This window comes from Patescibacteria group bacterium, assembly GCA_038064855.1.
Taxonomy (GTDB): Bacteria; Patescibacteriota; Minisyncoccia; order Ryanbacterales; family GWA2-47-10b; genus SICQ01.
Genome location: JBBTSE010000007.1, coordinates 179,820 through 194,263, shown reverse-complemented (window position 1 = coordinate 194,263; position 14,444 = coordinate 179,820). Strand labels below are relative to the sequence as shown.

The window sequence follows — 14,444 nt, the reverse complement described above, 5'->3', positions numbered from 1 at the left end:
TATGCCTCCATTCAATAACCCGTTCAACAATTTTACGATCAAAGCGCAAGAAGCTCTCAAGCGCGCGCATGACCTGGCGGTTGAGCGCGGGCAAAACTCGCTCGGCGCCATGCATTTGCTCGGTTCACTTTTGCTTCAAGAAGAAGGAGTTATCTCTGCGATCCTTGAACGCCTCGAGATCGACTATATGCAATTTTCTGATGTGGTTTTTGATATTCTCGACGAACGCCGAGGCACTTTTGTGCTCGCGCCCAATCAGCAGTTTTATCTGACCCCCGAGCTCGCGCGTGTCATTGAGGCCGCGCACAAGGTAGCAGCAATGCTCAAAGATGAATATATTTCAACTGAGCATTTGTTTTTGGGTCTTTTGGAAGTGCCATCAAAGGCAAAAGAAGTCATTGATCGTTTCAAACTTGATAAAGAAGATGTACTTAAAGCACTCGCGTCTATTCGCGGTTCGCAACGCGTGACCGATGAGACGCCTGAAGCAAAGTATCAGGTGCTCGAAAAATACGCGCGCAATCTTACGCGTATGGCGCGCGAAGAAAAGCTCGATCCGGTCATTGGACGCGAAGAAGAAATTCGCCGCGTGGTTCAAATTCTCTCGCGCCGCACAAAAAATAATCCCGTACTCATTGGTGAGGCGGGTGTTGGCAAGACTGCTATCGTTGACGGTCTTGCGCAACGCATTGCGTCAGGCGATATCCCCGAGAGCTTGCGTGGTAAGGAAGTTATCGCGCTTGATTTGGGCGCGCTGGTTGCCGGCACCAAATACCGTGGCGAGTTCGAAGAGCGTCTGAAAGCGGTCATCAAAGAAATTCAGCGATCAGAAGGCAATGTGCTTTTGTTTATTGACGAGCTTCATACTTTGGTAGGCGCAGGAGCAGCCGAGGGCGCCATGGACGCATCAAATATGCTCAAGCCCGCCCTTGCTCGTGGCGAGCTTCATGTGATCGGCGCTACAACTCTCAAAGAATATCAAAAATATATTGAAAAAGATCCCGCACTCTCGCGTCGTTTCCAGCCCGTCTATGTAGAAGAACCATCACCCGAAGATGCTATCAGTATTTTGCGAGGGCTTCGTGACCGGTACGAGCTCCATCATGGCGTACGCATCACTGACGCGGCGATCAGGCAGGCGGTAGATCTTTCGCGTCGCTATATCACGGATCGTTTTTTGCCTGACAAAGCTGTCGATCTTATGGACGAGGCGGGATCAAGTTTGCGTCTCGACATGGAATCAACGCCGCTTGATTTAGAAACTCTCAAACGCGAAGTGATGCGTCTTGAGATTGAGCGTGAAGCAATGAAAAACGACGGCAAATCAAAGCGCCAGATGTCAGTACTTGAAAAAGAACTTGCGGGTCTCAAAGAGAAATATGGCGCGCTCGAAGAAAAATGGAAAAGTGAGAAAGAAACTATCGCGCGCATTCGCGAGCTTGGTAAAGACATGGAGCAATTGCGTCAAGAGTCGGACGCAGCCGAACGATCCGCCGACTACGCCAAAGTAGCCGAGATTCGCTATGGACGCATTCCTTCGGTCACTCAAGCACTCGCTGAAGAAGAGCAACGATTACGCAAGCTCCAAAGCTCTCGCCAAATGCTCAAAGAAGAAGTAGGACCTGAAGATATCGCCCGTGTCGTTCAGCGTTGGACAGGTATTCCAGTCGAGCGCATGCTCGAAGAAGAGGCGGCAAAGCTCGCGACCATGGAAGCTGGTCTCAAGCAGCGCGTTATCGGTCAAGATCAAGCGATCACCGAGGTTGCCAATGCGGTGCGAAGGTCACGCGCGGGTATCAGCGAAGAAGACCGACCAATCGGTTCGTTTATTTTCTTGGGTCCAACAGGTGTTGGTAAGACCGAACTTGCGCGAGCCCTGGCTGCGTTTTTATTCAACGATGAGAAATCATTGATACGCGTCGATATGTCCGAATACATGGAAAAGCATGCGATCTCAAAATTTATAGGTTCACCACCCGGTTATGTCGGATACGAGGAGGGAGGTCAGCTCACTGAGCTTGTGCGTCATCGTCCGTATTCGGTGTTGTTGTTTGATGAAATTGAAAAAGCTCACCCTGAGGTATTCAATATCATGCTTCAGATTCTTGATAATGGGCGTCTGACTGACGCGAAGGGGAGACATGTAAACTTCAAAAATACGCTGATCATCATGACTTCAAATATTGGCTCCGAGTTTGTCTTTGAGATGGGCAAGGTAGGATTTCAGCTCGATGGCACCGTGCGCGAGGAAGATCGTCATCATGAAGAGCTCGAACGCCGCATCCGTAAAACACTCGAGCAGCGTTTTCGCCCTGAGTTTCTCAATCGTCTTGATGGTACGATTATCTTCAACACGCTCAACAAAGAAGACCTCATGCGCATTGTCGACGTACAGCTTGATTTGGTATCAATGCGTCTCGCCAAAAAAGGCATTGAGTTTACGGTATCCAAATCTGCTAAAGAGGCGCTCATCGAAGAAGGGTATGACAAGCACTATGGTGCGCGTCCGCTCAAGCGTGTGATTCAAAATAAGATTCTTAATCCGCTCGCCGAGATGCTGGTAGGAGGCAAGATTGCTGACGGCACCAAAGTACAAATCGACCATAAAGGTGGCGCATATCGCTTTGATAGCGGGGTAAAGAGCCTGCCACCAAAGCGTAAAGTACAGCCCTCAAAAGCCGCCGCCCGCTAAGGGTAGTTGAGCTTTTGGCAAAATCTTGGTATTCTTTTGCCTACGGGCAGGTGGCGGAGCGGTCAATGCATCCCGCTAAAGCGGGACGCCCATGTGGAATTATGTGGTACATTTATGTTTTAAAGAGTCAAAAAGATGGTAGGCATTATATAGGGTTTACCTCTGACCTTGAAAAACGCCTCTTGCGCCACAACTCTGGTGGCAATATTTCTACAAAACATCGTCGTCCTCTAGAGCTCATTTACAGCGAGCAGTATGAGGACAGAATTACTGCTTTGAGACGCGAAAAAGAGATAAAGTCATGGAAGGGTGGCGAGATGTTCAAAAAGTTGTTACAAATAAGCTAGCTAGTGAATGGGCAGGTGGCGGAGCGGTCAATGCATCCCGCTAAAGCGGGACGCCCATCCTAGTTGACTAACTCAACGGGCAGGTGGCGGAGCGGTCAATCGCACCAGACTGTAAATCTGGCGCCCATGTGGCTACGGGGGTTCGAATCCCTCCCTGCCCACCAATGCAGAATGCATATTTATAATAAGAGGATTCGAACCGGATATGAGCGCCACCGGTTCGAGCGAATATCCGTGGGCTGCGCTGAGGAGGCGCTGCGAATCCCTCCCTGCCCACACAAAAAATATATGAAAATTTTTAGAAAACTTGTTCGGGACAATGTTCCCGAGATTATGATCAAAGATGGTTCAAAGCCCACTACGCGTGTGTTGGCCGAGCCCGAATACCTCAAAGCGCTCGATGATAAGCTTTTAGAAGAAGTACAAGAGTTGCGTCACGGAGACGAAGATCGTAAAGAAGAGATGGCCGATATCTACGAGGTGCTTGATGCTATGGCGAAAGTTCATGGCTTTTCAAAAGAAGATATTTTGCGCATCCAGGAAGAAAAGCGCACGAGGCGTGGAGGGTTTGAAAAGCGCATTTTTCTTGAAAGTGCCGAATAAAAAAGATATAGTATTCTGACGGTATTTTAGTGCCAATGTAGCTCAGTCGGTAGAGCAACTCCATGGTAAGGAGTAGGTCGTCGGTTCAATTCCGTCCATTGGCTCCAATACTTTACAAACTATCCGATATCGTATATTCTATTAGCTATGCCGCAACCAAACCTAATCCGACTCCGTTGCTCTGTCTGTAAGCGTTACAACTACTATACGCATAAAAATGTTCGCAAAGTTGAGAAAAAAATCGAGACCAGCAAACATTGTGAGTGGTGCCGTAAACATACAAAGCACAAGGAATCGAAGAAATAAACATCAAAGCTCCCCCTCGGGGTGCTTTTTTGTTAGGTTGACTTTTGGGTATTTTCGGGTAAGTATACAAATAAGCAGTACCATCATAACCAAGGAGGAGCGTAGTGCAGAAGCAGCACCAGCCATTCGATTCGGAGTTCGTGGTAGATCGTATCAACATGCTCGTGGCAGGCGAGCCCAAGGAGTTTGCGTGGCGCGTAGGCATCAGTCTGTCAGCCGTGTACAACTACCTCGGCGGCCGCACGCCCACGATTGCGATCATCATCAAGATCGCTCGCGCCTACGGCGAGGACCTCAACTGGTTCTTCCGCGAGTTCCAGTCTGAGATCGCACAGGTGACGGCATCGCCCGCAGATGATTTCGTCGAGCGCCGACTCACACTCGTTCGCAGGCCCAAGGTGGCGGCTACCGCCTAGACTGGCATCCAAAACCCGCTCCGCGTTCATCGCGGCGCGGGACTTTTCATAGAGAGGTGTTCCCTCTATACTTGGTGTCGAGTGGGGGCAATACAAATTTGGGAGTGTCGTCCAATGGCAGGACTCTGGTCTCCAAAACCAGCTATCTAGGTTCGAATCCTAGCACTCCCGCAATGACAGATATCATAGAGATGCAGCGCGCAATAAAGAAAAAGCAGCGACGCACGCTCGCACTTTTTTCTCTCGGCGTTTTCTTCTTTTGGCTTGCCCAGTTTTTGTTTCAATACTATTGGGCATCAGCAGGACAAATAGTCGAGTCTCTCGTTCGTAGTTTTTCATTTGCGGGAGCGACACTTATCAGCGCCGCACTTTTCTCAAGCGCGCTTTTTCGTTGGGTACCACGCCTCGCACAGTATTGGCGATATCGTCGGTATTTGGGAGTGAGTGGATTTGTGCTGATTTTTTTACATGTGCAGGTGGCGATGAAGCTGTATTTTAACTACGATCTCGCGCTTGTTTATTTTTCACTCAATCCACTCGTAAACCCCATTATTTTTGGATCTATTGCGTATGTTATTTTATTTTTGATGGCGATAACCTCGACCGATTGGGCGATGCAAAAGCTGACACCTAAGGTGTGGAAGACACTCCACAGGTTTGTATATATTGCGTATGTATCTGCTATTTTTCATTTTCTATTGATGGCGCCAGAAGATATACTTAATAATCTTGCAGGGTATCTTTTGATTGGCCTTACTGCAGCCGCTTTATTTGGTCAGGTTTTTTGGTTTTTCAAAGTAGTGAGCAAAAAACGATTTCGATCATTCGGCACGCTTGTAGGTTTTGTGATTATCGTTAGTACGCTTGCGCTTGCGTATGTGATTTGGGGGTAGCATTGACAAATACTATATAGTGTAGTACTTTGTTTTCAGCGTACAACGAGTTTGGCATATATATGCCAAGCCTCAACAAGACAGGAGACAGGAAGGTGAGCAAGATGGACATCATCGGTCTCGCAGTCGCCGTCATCGGCATCATGATCGCTTTGGCGATCGCTTGTCACATCGCGCGTGAGGAGCTCGACGAGCCGGACCTTGGCGATCACCAGTCCAACACCGATCACGATCCCGACGGTGACGGCAAGCGTGGCGAGGATCCTCGCCGCAACATCGCACTCGACATGATTGACGGGCGTTCCACGCGTATGCGCGGTGAGCCCATGCCGGCATGTGCGGCCTTCCCACGCGGTGCTACGACCAGCTTCCGTCATGGCCAGCGCGAGATTATGGGCACCGTGACCGGAGGTGCCGGCCGGCGTCTCCGCCTGCTCGGCGAGTTGCCGGGCGATCGAGAGTTCCTAACCCGCCGCAAGACCTACGAGGTCACGCGACACTGACGCTGCATCACGCAGCACAACACATGAGGCGCCTTCGGATTCACCGAAGGCGCCTCAAATACTTTTTGGACGAAAATCAAAAAATTTGATACGCTAGCATTCACAACCAAACAAGGAGAGGTGGCTGAGTGGTTGAAAGCACCGGTCTTGAAAACCGGAATACGGGCAACCGTATCGTGAGTTCGAATCTCACCCTCTCCGCATTAAAACAAAACCCACAGCTTTGTGGGTTTTCTTTTTGCAGGTGTAGTATACTAAAAATATGAAAAATCCACTCGTTATCATCGGCATCGTGGTCGTTTTGATTATTGGGTTTGTTGTGCTGCGCGAGCAGGGCATTTTTGCCCCCGCTGAAAAAATATATGTAGCGGCAGAAGGCGATGGCAAGATTGTCGTCATCAATCCCGCAAAAAAATCTGTCATAAAATCTATCGATCTGACGATCGAGCATGATGGCGGTACGGTCAAATTTTTCCCGCACAACATACAAGTTGCACCCAATGGCAAAAGTGTTTGGGTGACTGCAAACAGTGGCAAGCACGAGGGTCATAGTGGCGGCATGATACCTGCAGCTCTTGCCCACGGCGAAGCCGGGGAAGGTTCTAATCCTGATGAAGTTATTGTCATCAATCCGCTCACCGATCGTATCCTCAAACGCATCCCGCTCGACAAGGGTGTACAGGGCGCGCATGTAGTTATTACCGCTGATGGATCATACGCGTATGCAACAGCACAAAAAGTTGGCATTATCTACAAGATAAACGCCAAGACCTACGAGATAGAAAAGAAAATCCCTGCACCCTCCGCAAGCCAGCCACACGGCATGCGCATTTCTCCGGACGGCCAGACGCTCTATATAGCACTTTTGACAGGCAAGGCGCTTGGTATGCTTGATCTTGCGACCAATACTTTGACGCAAGTAGCTTTGTCCGGTCAGGCAGTGCAAGTAGGCGTGACACCTGACGGCAAGACGGTGTTCGTCTCACTCTACGATAGTAAACAGCTCGCCATGTATCGCCCCGACACCAAATTAACAGTGATGGTGGATCTTCCCCCGAGTGCTAAAGGGCCAATCCAGATGTACCCAACGCCCGACTCACGCTTTGTATATCTTGCTGATCAAGGATATTACTTTGGCCAGCCGCAAAATAATATTGTCTATAAAATTGATGTATCAACAGGGCAAATAGTAAAAGAAATTAAAACAGGCGATGCGCCACATGGCGTAGTAGTTTCTAAAGACAGCAGGTTTGTATATATCACCAACCTCAAGAGTGACGATGTCAGCATCATTGATACGGCGACCGATGCCGAAGTAGGCAGAATCCCCGCAGGAAAAGAACCAAACGGTATCAGCATCTGGTCAAAGAAGCTAGGAGGTACACCCTAATATGGCCAACGGATTTAACAAATACGCGGGGCATTACTATGGCGATGTGGTGCGACAGCTCTTTATCGCAGGAGGCGTGATCATGGTGCTTACATTGCCGTTTTACAAATACATTTTGTCGGTGCCAAGTTTTATAATGGTACTTGCCATCGTCATCATCGATGTTGCCGCCGGTCTGACCAATCCACGCCAAGCATGGGTTATGAAACTTGATCTCGGTATCTCTCTGATAGCCGCGACTGTTTTTGAATATCATGCGGTGACGGGCTACGAGACACAAACCGAACCACTCTTTTGGATCACGCAGGGGCTTGCGGTCATTTTTTTCTTCGCGCTTTATTTTAGCATCAAGTCGGTGCGCGGAGCGTTTTTACAAGGTAAATAATAAAACACTATGGATACACTTTTTTCAAAGCTCACACTGACCCTGACGCGAGTATCGCTCGGTTGGTTGATGTTCTACGCGGGTATCACTAAGGTCATGAATCCTGATTGGTCGGCGGCTTTTTATCTGAAGGACGCTAAAACCTTTGGCGGATTTTACGAATGGATTTTAAATTCATCCGCCTTGCCTGTAGTCAATTTCATCAACGCGTGGGGCCTGACGCTACTCGGTATCTCGCTCATTGTAGGGCTTGGCGTGCGCTTGAGCTCGATACTTGGCGCGGTACTGATGTTGCTCTACTATTTTCCCATCCTATCGTTTCCGATGGTGGGCGAATATTCCTATATTGTAGACGATCATATTATCTATGCGCTCGTGCTTGTCTTTTTTGCCGCAGTTCGTGCGGGGCGTGTGTGGGGGCTTGATAGTGTTCACAAGATCAAATGGTTTGGATAATTTTTGACTTCATATTGACGCTGGAGTAGCCTGACCTTAGGAGTTCATCACTCAACCAAGGAGGTTCGAAGATGCATCGCATCATTATGGTAGCGCTCTTCTTGTGCGTGTCTGCCGGCATCGCCCGTGCCGATCCCAAACCACTCATCCTTGCGGTAGATCAGCTTACGCCGACCGAGCACGAAGCGCTCTCGGCCATGCTGACTCGTGTGCTCACTGATGTGCTCGGCACGCACTCGACAAAGTTCGTTACCACCAAGGTGCGCTATCACTACGGCAATGACGAAGACCATACGGCGATCATGTGCCAGGAGCGCGACACCGATCTGTCGCTGCCGGGCGCTATCTACCAGCACCAATGGCACGGAGTCGAGGATCTGTTTCGAGAGGATCTCGAACAGAAAACTGTCGTCGCGCTCTTCGTTGGGCATGCCTTGCCCAGCTATACGCCGATTGTCGTGCGGATTGTGGGTCCACCGATAATCTCATTTCACCCCGTTGAGGGTGGTACACTCATCACTATCGCGCCGTTGCAGGTTCTCGTATACCGCGAGTATACAGAAGCCTGACGGCGCTTTTTTCTTTTCAAATACTGGATGTACAGGGTATACTGCAACTAATGTATGATGCCATAGCAAATGCAGCTGAACAGCTTTTGTGGAAGCCAGAGATCGAGCGACCCGCTGATTTTTCTAAGCTTCACTATACGATCGTGGCGGGCATGGGCGGTTCCGCGCTTGCGGCAGATCTCATACCAGCTATTTGGCCCGAGATAAAGGTAGTCGCGCATCGTGACTATGGCTTGCCATTTAATACACAAGGCGCGCTTGTCATCGCGAGCTCGTATTCGGGAAATACCGAAGAGGTGATCGACGCGTTTCGCATAGCGCGAAAAGAAAAGTTGCCAGCAGCGGCGGTTGCTACTGGTGGCGAGCTTGCGCGTTTGGCTGAAGCTGAAGAGACGCCTCTGGTGCGAATACCCGCGACAAACATCCAACCCCGCGCTGCGCGAGGATATAGCATACAGGCACTCTTGGCACTCATGGGGCGTGATCGCGAGGCCGCAGAGCTTACTGCGTTTGCAAAAAAATGGGATCCGAGAAGTATTGAGGAAGCGGGCAAACGCCTTGCATCCCGTGTACACGGCAAGGTACCGATCATCTATACATCAGAGCGCAATCGCGCGATCGGATACAATTGGAAAATTGTTTTCAATGAAACAGCAAAAATACCCGCGTTTGCCAATACTATTCCCGAGCAAAATCACAATGAAATAAACGCTTTTGATAATGTATTTGCCGGTAACGCATTTGCGTTTGTTATTTTGCGAGACGCCGAAGACCATCCGCGCGTCGCGCGTCGCATGGAAGTGCTCGAAAAAATATTATTGAGCAAAGGGTGGCCGGTAGAGGTCGTGACACTCGAAGGCACTTCACGCGTTGCTATCACGCAAAGCGCGCTCACCCTTGGTGATTGGACTGGATATCATACGGCCATACTTATGAATCACGATCCTGACGCGGTGCCTGCAGTAGAGGCTTTTAAGAAAATGTTATAGAAGCGACATATTATGCAAAGCTTTTTTGAGTCATGGCAGGGGAGGGTCGTTCTACTTTTGTTGCTGGTAGGCGGGGCTTTTTTGATTTTTTCCTATTCCTCACAATCGTCATCAGAAAAAGATCATAAACTCTCGCGCGATTTTACCCAGCCAAAATCTTACGGATCGCTCGATGATTTGATGCATGCCAAAGACACTGATTGCATCGATCTTAATTGCTTTGATGATTATTTTTCTGATATTACGCAGGAATATGGGCCCGAGCCCGCGCTCTTATTGCTCGCGCGTTATCAGGAGACGGGTAAAATTACGCGTTCACTCGACGATCACCAGCTTGCGCACCGTATTGGTCGCAAGACCGCAGAGATGTTTGGTGTGAATCCGCAGGCGTTTGATCTGTGTGGTACGAGCTTTAACTATGGTTGCCAACACGGTTTTTTTGAGTACGTCCTCGGTCATACGGATACCACCAAAGATGCCGCGACACTTATCTGTGAATCTATCGACGGGTCCAAGCCACCCAAGTCTCGTTTTTATTGCTATCATGGTGTAGGTCACGGTGTGATGATGGCTCGTGCCAACGATATTTTTGAATCAGTCAGAGAGTGCGACACGCTGGTGGACGCAACCGCGCAAGATGGTTGTTGGCAAGGTGCGTTTATGGAAAATGTAAACGCCGGCATGAAAGGTGAGTCAAAATCTAATGTGTTTTCAGAGACCGATCCACTCGCTCCATGTAATAAAGTTGAAGAAAAATATCGCCACGAATGTTTTATCAATCATGCAGGTTGGCTCATGCGCTTCTTCTCAAATGATACTGCCAAGGCGTCAGCGGCATGCCTCAAAGCGCCCGAGGCAAATCAAAGCGCGTGTGCGCAGAGTATCGGTCTGATGGTGACCAATCCATCGTGGCAACCAGCGCTCCTCTCGAATGCTGGCGCAAAAAGTTTTGAAGATGCCAGCTGGGCAATTTGCAAGATGTTCCCCATACAGCTGCGTCGTGAATGCATGATTGGTGCCGTTGATAATATCGTGAACTTCGATGAGCTCAAAGGCGCGCGTGCGGGCGCGTTTTGCAAACGCGCACCCGCTGATCTTGCCGATGACTGCTGGCGTGTGTTTGGGCGCAACCTAACACAGCAAACGACCGATCAAGACATTATTCGTACTATTTGTTTGAATACGGCCCCACCGGCATACCAACAAATATGCTTGAATGGCGCAGGAATACACCAATGAGTAAAAAAGAAAAAAATACATCGTCGGGAGATCAGAGGTGGCGCGCAGCATTTTTTATTGTGACTGCGGCAATTGTCGGATATTTTGCCGCCACCTACTGGAAAGGGGCTTCGAGTGATATCAATGTACCTGTTTCAAAGAAAAAAGTTGAGTACACATACAACGAAGCTATTGCGGAGGCGGACGAAGCTATATGGAATGATGACGCCGCGCTCTATTCGTATGTGAAAAAATTTGGTCCCAAGCGCACTATAACGCACCTCCATGAGCTTTCAGCAAAGTTTGGCGATTGTCATCAGACAGCGCACGAGGCGGGGCGTTTTTCGTACGATCTTTTAGATGCTAAAGCATTTAAAGAATGTAGCTCTGAGTGCCATTCGGGCTGTTATCACGGTGCGACCGAGGCATATTTTCGCGATCATGGTACTGCGAATCTTCAAAAAGACTTGCAGACTATCTGTTCGTCAGAACTCAATTCGTTTTTCAGTCATCAGTGTTTGCACGGTATCGGGCACGGTTTGTTGGCATGGTCAAACTACGAGGTTCTCGACGCGGTAAAAAATTGCGATCTTCTTGACCGCGGTCAATCGTCATGCTGGACAGGCGTGTTTATGGAAAATATCGTAGGCGGGCTCGGTGCTATCGAGGGACATACATCGAAGTTTTTAAGTGATGATCCGCTGTACCCATGCAATGATCCAAATCTCGGCGAACAATACAAATCATCTTGTTACTTTTTGCAGACGAGCCGCATGATGCAACTGTTCATGGGTGATTTTAAAAAGATAGCTGACGCATGCAGTAAGGCGCCCCAAACATATCAGCGATCGTGCTTTGAGAGTATGGGGCGCGATGTAGGCGGTGTGCATCGTGGGAGTGCTGCGTCAGCCATCGCACAATGCAGTCATGCACCCAAGGGTGATATGCGCATCGGCTGTCTGATTGGTGCGGCGCAAGATACATTTTGGGATCCATCAGGGCAAGACATCGCGCTCGGTTTTTGTAAGCTGTTGAGTGACAAAGGGGAGAAAGATGCTTGTTATAATGTTATTTTGGGTCGCGCGCCGGAAGTGCTCGGATCGAAAGAGGCGATAGGCACTTTTTGTCAAAAAGCCGAACCGGCATATCGTGAGCAGTGCATGGCCTATGCTCGTTAGTCTGATACGCAACCGGTTTGCATTAGCTCTCGTAGTATTGGTGGGAGCTATACTCGCCAATACGCAAGCACTCTCTAGTTATAATGAGAGCGGATATCACTCAGGCACGTTGATGTGGTGGATAGCGTCGCTTGTTTTAGGGGCGGGGACCTTTTTGTTTCTGACAAACAAAAAAACTAGTTGGCAGTTAGGGCTAACGCGCTATGACGTATACGCCATTTTTGCATTGTTGCTTGTTTTTATTCCCGTCTATTTTTCAGCGCTTTACTATATTCCATTTCAACTCAACACGGACGAGCCGACGATCATGCATTTTGTCAAAGAGTCGACACATGATCCCGCATATAATCCTTTTGGGATTACAAACTACTTTCGCTATCCAGCGCTGATTTTTACTGTTTTCGGAGGACTTGCTGATAGTCTGGGTGGGATCGATCTCTATCACTCGCGCGTCGTGCACGCCTCTTTCGCGCTTGTTATCATTGTTTTTAGCTATTTTCTTCTACGACTCGCTGCTCTTTCGATCGATGCTTCACGTTCCGCCATGGCGTATCTTCTACCGTTTTCGGGCGCCATCATCGTAGGGTTTAATCACGCGCTTATGGCGGTCAGCAGGATGGCAATGCGTGACAATTCAGCGCTCTGTGTTGAGGTTGTCGCCTTCACATTCTTGGGGTTCGGCCTCATGCGCAAAAATTGGTTTTTACTCTTTATAGGCGCCCTGGCAGCGGGATTTTCATTTTATGTATATTTGCCAGCACGTATTATTATCCCGCTCTGGATGATGTTTCTTGTCGGTCTCGGTATCTTTCTCGAAAAGAAATACCACTGGCTTGATATATGTTCGGCGATTGCTATTACTATCTTGGGCGCCTTTCTTGTTGTCTCTCCACTCGTTCTCTCTCTACTCGCTACCCAAGAGACTGAACTGACCGATGTCAGTAACAAATTTCTATTTTCTCAACAAGCTCAATTGGAGCAACAAGCATGGGTGGGTGCAGCGAGTATCGCCGACGGCCTACGGATCAACACGATGCAAGGCCTCACGATGTTTAACAACAATCTCCACGATCATAATTATGTGTATCCAAACTACGGACACGGATTTGTCGATCCACTCACTGGTATTTTAATTTGGATAGGACTTATCGCAGTTTTGATGCGCTGGGCGCGCAGGGGTGAGCAGATGGAGTTCCATTTGTTTTTAGCTGGATCCTTTATCGTTTTATGGCTCGTGCTTAGTTTCTTTTTCAATAAAAATCCACACTACAATCGTTTACTCTCCACCTTACCATTTGTCGCTTTTCTTGCGGTCGAGGCACTCTACGCACTAGGCAGTATTGCAAATAGTATTATAAAAAAGTTTACGCGGTTTTCTTTACCGCTTTCCAGTGCACTCGTCATAGTCGGTACTATCAGTATTGTTGTTTGGAACCTTTCTATTTTTTCTGATTTTGTGACGAAGGGTTTGCGTGATGGTGATGCGCTCGGTGCTACTGCGCGATATACCGAAGCTCGAGCAAAAATGCCCGGATACGCTTTTTATCTCGCAGCAGATTCTCAAAATCCGTATTACACTTGGGGTGTCGAGAGCCAGTGGCAAGGGTGGCTCAAGACTTTTGTACGCGATGACCAGCATTCAGGGCTTATCTCGCCCGATACGCTTCCCTATGAGCAGCTGCAGGCACCCTTTACTCTTTTTATGAATAAAAATATTTGGGATAAGCACGAATATGTATTGCGGGCGCGCTATCCGGGTGGTATTTTTATCTCCATGGTGCCCAATGGTACGCGCGTAGCTTATGAGGTTTCGGGCGGTATGCTGGTACTTCAAGAATAATATGGATCAAAATACAAAAATTATGATAGTGGCGATCGCGGTAGGTCTTGCGGTATTCGGCGCTGTTGTTTACTGGCCGGCAGGCAGTAGTATATCGATCGGTGGCGGTACCGAAATTGTTATGAAAGATAAAATCTATACGCCTAAAAATTTACGCGTCCCCGTGGGTGAGCGCGTGACATTTATCAATAAAGATTCAAAAGAAGCATATTGGCCCGCGTCCAATATTCATCCTACCCATGAGATTTATAGTGAGTTTGATCCCAAAAAATCAGTACGCCCAGGGGAATCATGGTCGTTTGTCTTCAAGAAGCAAGGTGAATGGAAATATCATGATCATCTTTTCCCTGAAATAGGGGGGACCATTGTGGTAGAATAAATATATGATCAAGATTGTAGAGGTAACATCTCCGGGCTGTACGCATTGCGCGGCCGCCAAAAAAATCTTTGAGGGTGAGATTCGCCCACAATTTCCTGATGTCGATATCCAATATATTGATGTGCTCACGCCCGAAGGGCAAAAGCTTGTGGGAGAGTATGGCATCATGTCGTCACCCGGCATCATCGTCAACGGTGAATTGTTTGCGGTAGGGGGACTTGATAAGAACAAGCTCATCGCTAAAATCAAAGAGCTCAAAGGTTAGGTTATAGATACGACC

General features: G+C 48.6%; 17 protein-coding genes and 4 tRNA genes. All 21 read left to right on the top strand.

From position 1 onward, the window contains the following. Position 1: 1 nt before the first annotated feature. Positions 2-2,692, top strand: a complete 2,691-nt coding sequence (locus tag AAB417_03145) for an AAA family ATPase (GenBank protein ID MEK7630995.1) — start codon at positions 2-4, stop codon at positions 2,690-2,692. Positions 2,693-2,793: 101 nt separating this feature from the next. Further along, complete coding sequence (locus AAB417_03140) at positions 2,794-3,039, top strand: GIY-YIG nuclease family protein (GenBank protein ID MEK7630994.1); 246 nt, start codon at positions 2,794-2,796, stop codon at positions 3,037-3,039. Positions 3,040-3,116: 77 nt separating this feature from the next. Continuing rightward, positions 3,117-3,203, top strand: a tRNA-Tyr gene (locus AAB417_03135). A gap of 124 nt (positions 3,204-3,327) precedes the next feature. After that, complete coding sequence (locus AAB417_03130; GenBank protein ID MEK7630993.1) at positions 3,328-3,642, top strand: nucleoside triphosphate pyrophosphohydrolase; 315 nt, start codon at positions 3,328-3,330, stop codon at positions 3,640-3,642. 31 nt (positions 3,643-3,673) lie between these two features. After that, a tRNA-Thr gene (locus AAB417_03125) sits at positions 3,674-3,749 on the top strand. 40 nt (positions 3,750-3,789) lie between these two features. Then, a complete protein-coding gene (rpmG, locus tag AAB417_03120) occupies positions 3,790-3,948 on the top strand; it encodes a 50S ribosomal protein L33 (GenBank protein MEK7630992.1) in 159 nt (52 codons plus the stop codon). Positions 3,949-4,088: 140 nt separating this feature from the next. Continuing rightward, positions 4,089-4,364, top strand: a complete 276-nt coding sequence (locus AAB417_03115; protein ID MEK7630991.1) for a helix-turn-helix domain-containing protein — start codon at positions 4,089-4,091, stop codon at positions 4,362-4,364. Between the two features lie 100 nt (positions 4,365-4,464). After that, positions 4,465-4,535 (top strand) — tRNA-Trp (locus AAB417_03110). Positions 4,536-4,537: 2 nt separating this feature from the next. Then, positions 4,538-5,257 carry a ferric reductase-like transmembrane domain-containing protein gene (locus AAB417_03105; GenBank protein MEK7630990.1) on the top strand — a complete coding sequence of 240 codons (720 nt, stop codon included), beginning with the start codon at positions 4,538-4,540 and terminating at the stop codon, positions 5,255-5,257. A gap of 29 nt (positions 5,258-5,286) precedes the next feature. Beyond that, positions 5,287-5,760, top strand: coding sequence for a hypothetical protein (locus AAB417_03100; GenBank protein MEK7630989.1), 474 nt, complete (start codon positions 5,287-5,289; stop codon positions 5,758-5,760). 114 nt (positions 5,761-5,874) lie between these two features. After that, positions 5,875-5,961, top strand: a tRNA-Ser gene (locus tag AAB417_03095). A gap of 61 nt (positions 5,962-6,022) precedes the next feature. Further along, positions 6,023-7,150: a YncE family protein gene (locus tag AAB417_03090; GenBank protein MEK7630988.1), complete on the top strand. Its 1,128-nt coding sequence runs from the start codon at positions 6,023-6,025 to the stop codon at positions 7,148-7,150. A gap of 1 nt (position 7,151) precedes the next feature. Further along, positions 7,152-7,535, top strand: a complete 384-nt coding sequence (locus AAB417_03085; GenBank protein MEK7630987.1) for a hypothetical protein — start codon at positions 7,152-7,154, stop codon at positions 7,533-7,535. Positions 7,536-7,544: 9 nt separating this feature from the next. Then, a complete protein-coding gene (locus AAB417_03080; protein MEK7630986.1) occupies positions 7,545-7,991 on the top strand; it encodes a DoxX family membrane protein in 447 nt (148 codons plus the stop codon). 71 nt (positions 7,992-8,062) lie between these two features. Further along, on the top strand, positions 8,063-8,560 hold the full coding sequence (locus AAB417_03075; protein ID MEK7630985.1) for a hypothetical protein: 498 nt from the start codon (positions 8,063-8,065) through the stop codon (positions 8,558-8,560). Between the two features lie 50 nt (positions 8,561-8,610). Then, positions 8,611-9,549: an SIS domain-containing protein gene (locus tag AAB417_03070; protein ID MEK7630984.1), complete on the top strand. Its 939-nt coding sequence runs from the start codon at positions 8,611-8,613 to the stop codon at positions 9,547-9,549. A 12-nt stretch (positions 9,550-9,561) separates the two neighbouring features. After that, positions 9,562-10,788, top strand: coding sequence for a hypothetical protein (locus tag AAB417_03065; GenBank protein MEK7630983.1), 1,227 nt, complete (start codon positions 9,562-9,564; stop codon positions 10,786-10,788). Then, on the top strand, positions 10,785-11,945 hold the full coding sequence (locus AAB417_03060) for a hypothetical protein (GenBank protein MEK7630982.1): 1,161 nt from the start codon (positions 10,785-10,787) through the stop codon (positions 11,943-11,945). Before AAB417_03065 ends, AAB417_03060 begins: the two co-directional genes overlap by 4 nt. A gap of 229 nt (positions 11,946-12,174) precedes the next feature. After that, positions 12,175-13,785: a hypothetical protein gene (locus AAB417_03055; GenBank protein ID MEK7630981.1), complete on the top strand. Its 1,611-nt coding sequence runs from the start codon at positions 12,175-12,177 to the stop codon at positions 13,783-13,785. A gap of 1 nt (position 13,786) precedes the next feature. Continuing rightward, the gene (locus AAB417_03050) at positions 13,787-14,164 is read left to right on the top strand and encodes a cupredoxin domain-containing protein (protein MEK7630980.1); all 378 of its coding nucleotides are present in this window, start codon (positions 13,787-13,789) and stop codon (positions 14,162-14,164) included. 4 nt (positions 14,165-14,168) lie between these two features. After that, entirely contained in the window at positions 14,169-14,429 is a 261-nt protein-coding gene (locus AAB417_03045; GenBank protein MEK7630979.1) for a thioredoxin family protein, read from the top strand. The last annotated feature ends 15 nt before the right edge of the window (positions 14,430-14,444 follow it).

What these genes read in the sequence shown, in the direction of transcription:
- AAB417_03145 (MEK7630995.1), top strand. Translation starts at nt 2, where the DNA reads ATGCCTCCATTCAATAACCCGTTCAACAATTTTACGATCAAAGCGCAA.
- AAB417_03140 (MEK7630994.1), top strand. Translation starts at nt 2,794, where the DNA reads ATGTGGTACATTTATGTTTTAAAGAGTCAAAAAGATGGTAGGCATTAT.
- AAB417_03130 (MEK7630993.1), top strand. Translation starts at nt 3,328, where the DNA reads ATGAAAATTTTTAGAAAACTTGTTCGGGACAATGTTCCCGAGATTATG.
- rpmG (MEK7630992.1), top strand. Translation starts at nt 3,790, where the DNA reads ATGCCGCAACCAAACCTAATCCGACTCCGTTGCTCTGTCTGTAAGCGT.
- AAB417_03105 (MEK7630990.1), top strand. Translation starts at nt 4,538, where the DNA reads ATGACAGATATCATAGAGATGCAGCGCGCAATAAAGAAAAAGCAGCGA.
- AAB417_03090 (MEK7630988.1), top strand. Translation starts at nt 6,023, where the DNA reads ATGAAAAATCCACTCGTTATCATCGGCATCGTGGTCGTTTTGATTATT.
- AAB417_03085 (MEK7630987.1), top strand. Translation starts at nt 7,152, where the DNA reads ATGGCCAACGGATTTAACAAATACGCGGGGCATTACTATGGCGATGTG.
- AAB417_03080 (MEK7630986.1), top strand. Translation starts at nt 7,545, where the DNA reads ATGGATACACTTTTTTCAAAGCTCACACTGACCCTGACGCGAGTATCG.
- AAB417_03075 (MEK7630985.1), top strand. Translation starts at nt 8,063, where the DNA reads ATGCATCGCATCATTATGGTAGCGCTCTTCTTGTGCGTGTCTGCCGGC.
- AAB417_03070 (MEK7630984.1), top strand. Translation starts at nt 8,611, where the DNA reads ATGTATGATGCCATAGCAAATGCAGCTGAACAGCTTTTGTGGAAGCCA.
- AAB417_03065 (MEK7630983.1), top strand. Translation starts at nt 9,562, where the DNA reads ATGCAAAGCTTTTTTGAGTCATGGCAGGGGAGGGTCGTTCTACTTTTG.
- AAB417_03060 (MEK7630982.1), top strand. Translation starts at nt 10,785, where the DNA reads ATGAGTAAAAAAGAAAAAAATACATCGTCGGGAGATCAGAGGTGGCGC.
- AAB417_03050 (MEK7630980.1), top strand. Translation starts at nt 13,787, where the DNA reads ATGGATCAAAATACAAAAATTATGATAGTGGCGATCGCGGTAGGTCTT.
- AAB417_03045 (MEK7630979.1), top strand. Translation starts at nt 14,169, where the DNA reads ATGATCAAGATTGTAGAGGTAACATCTCCGGGCTGTACGCATTGCGCG.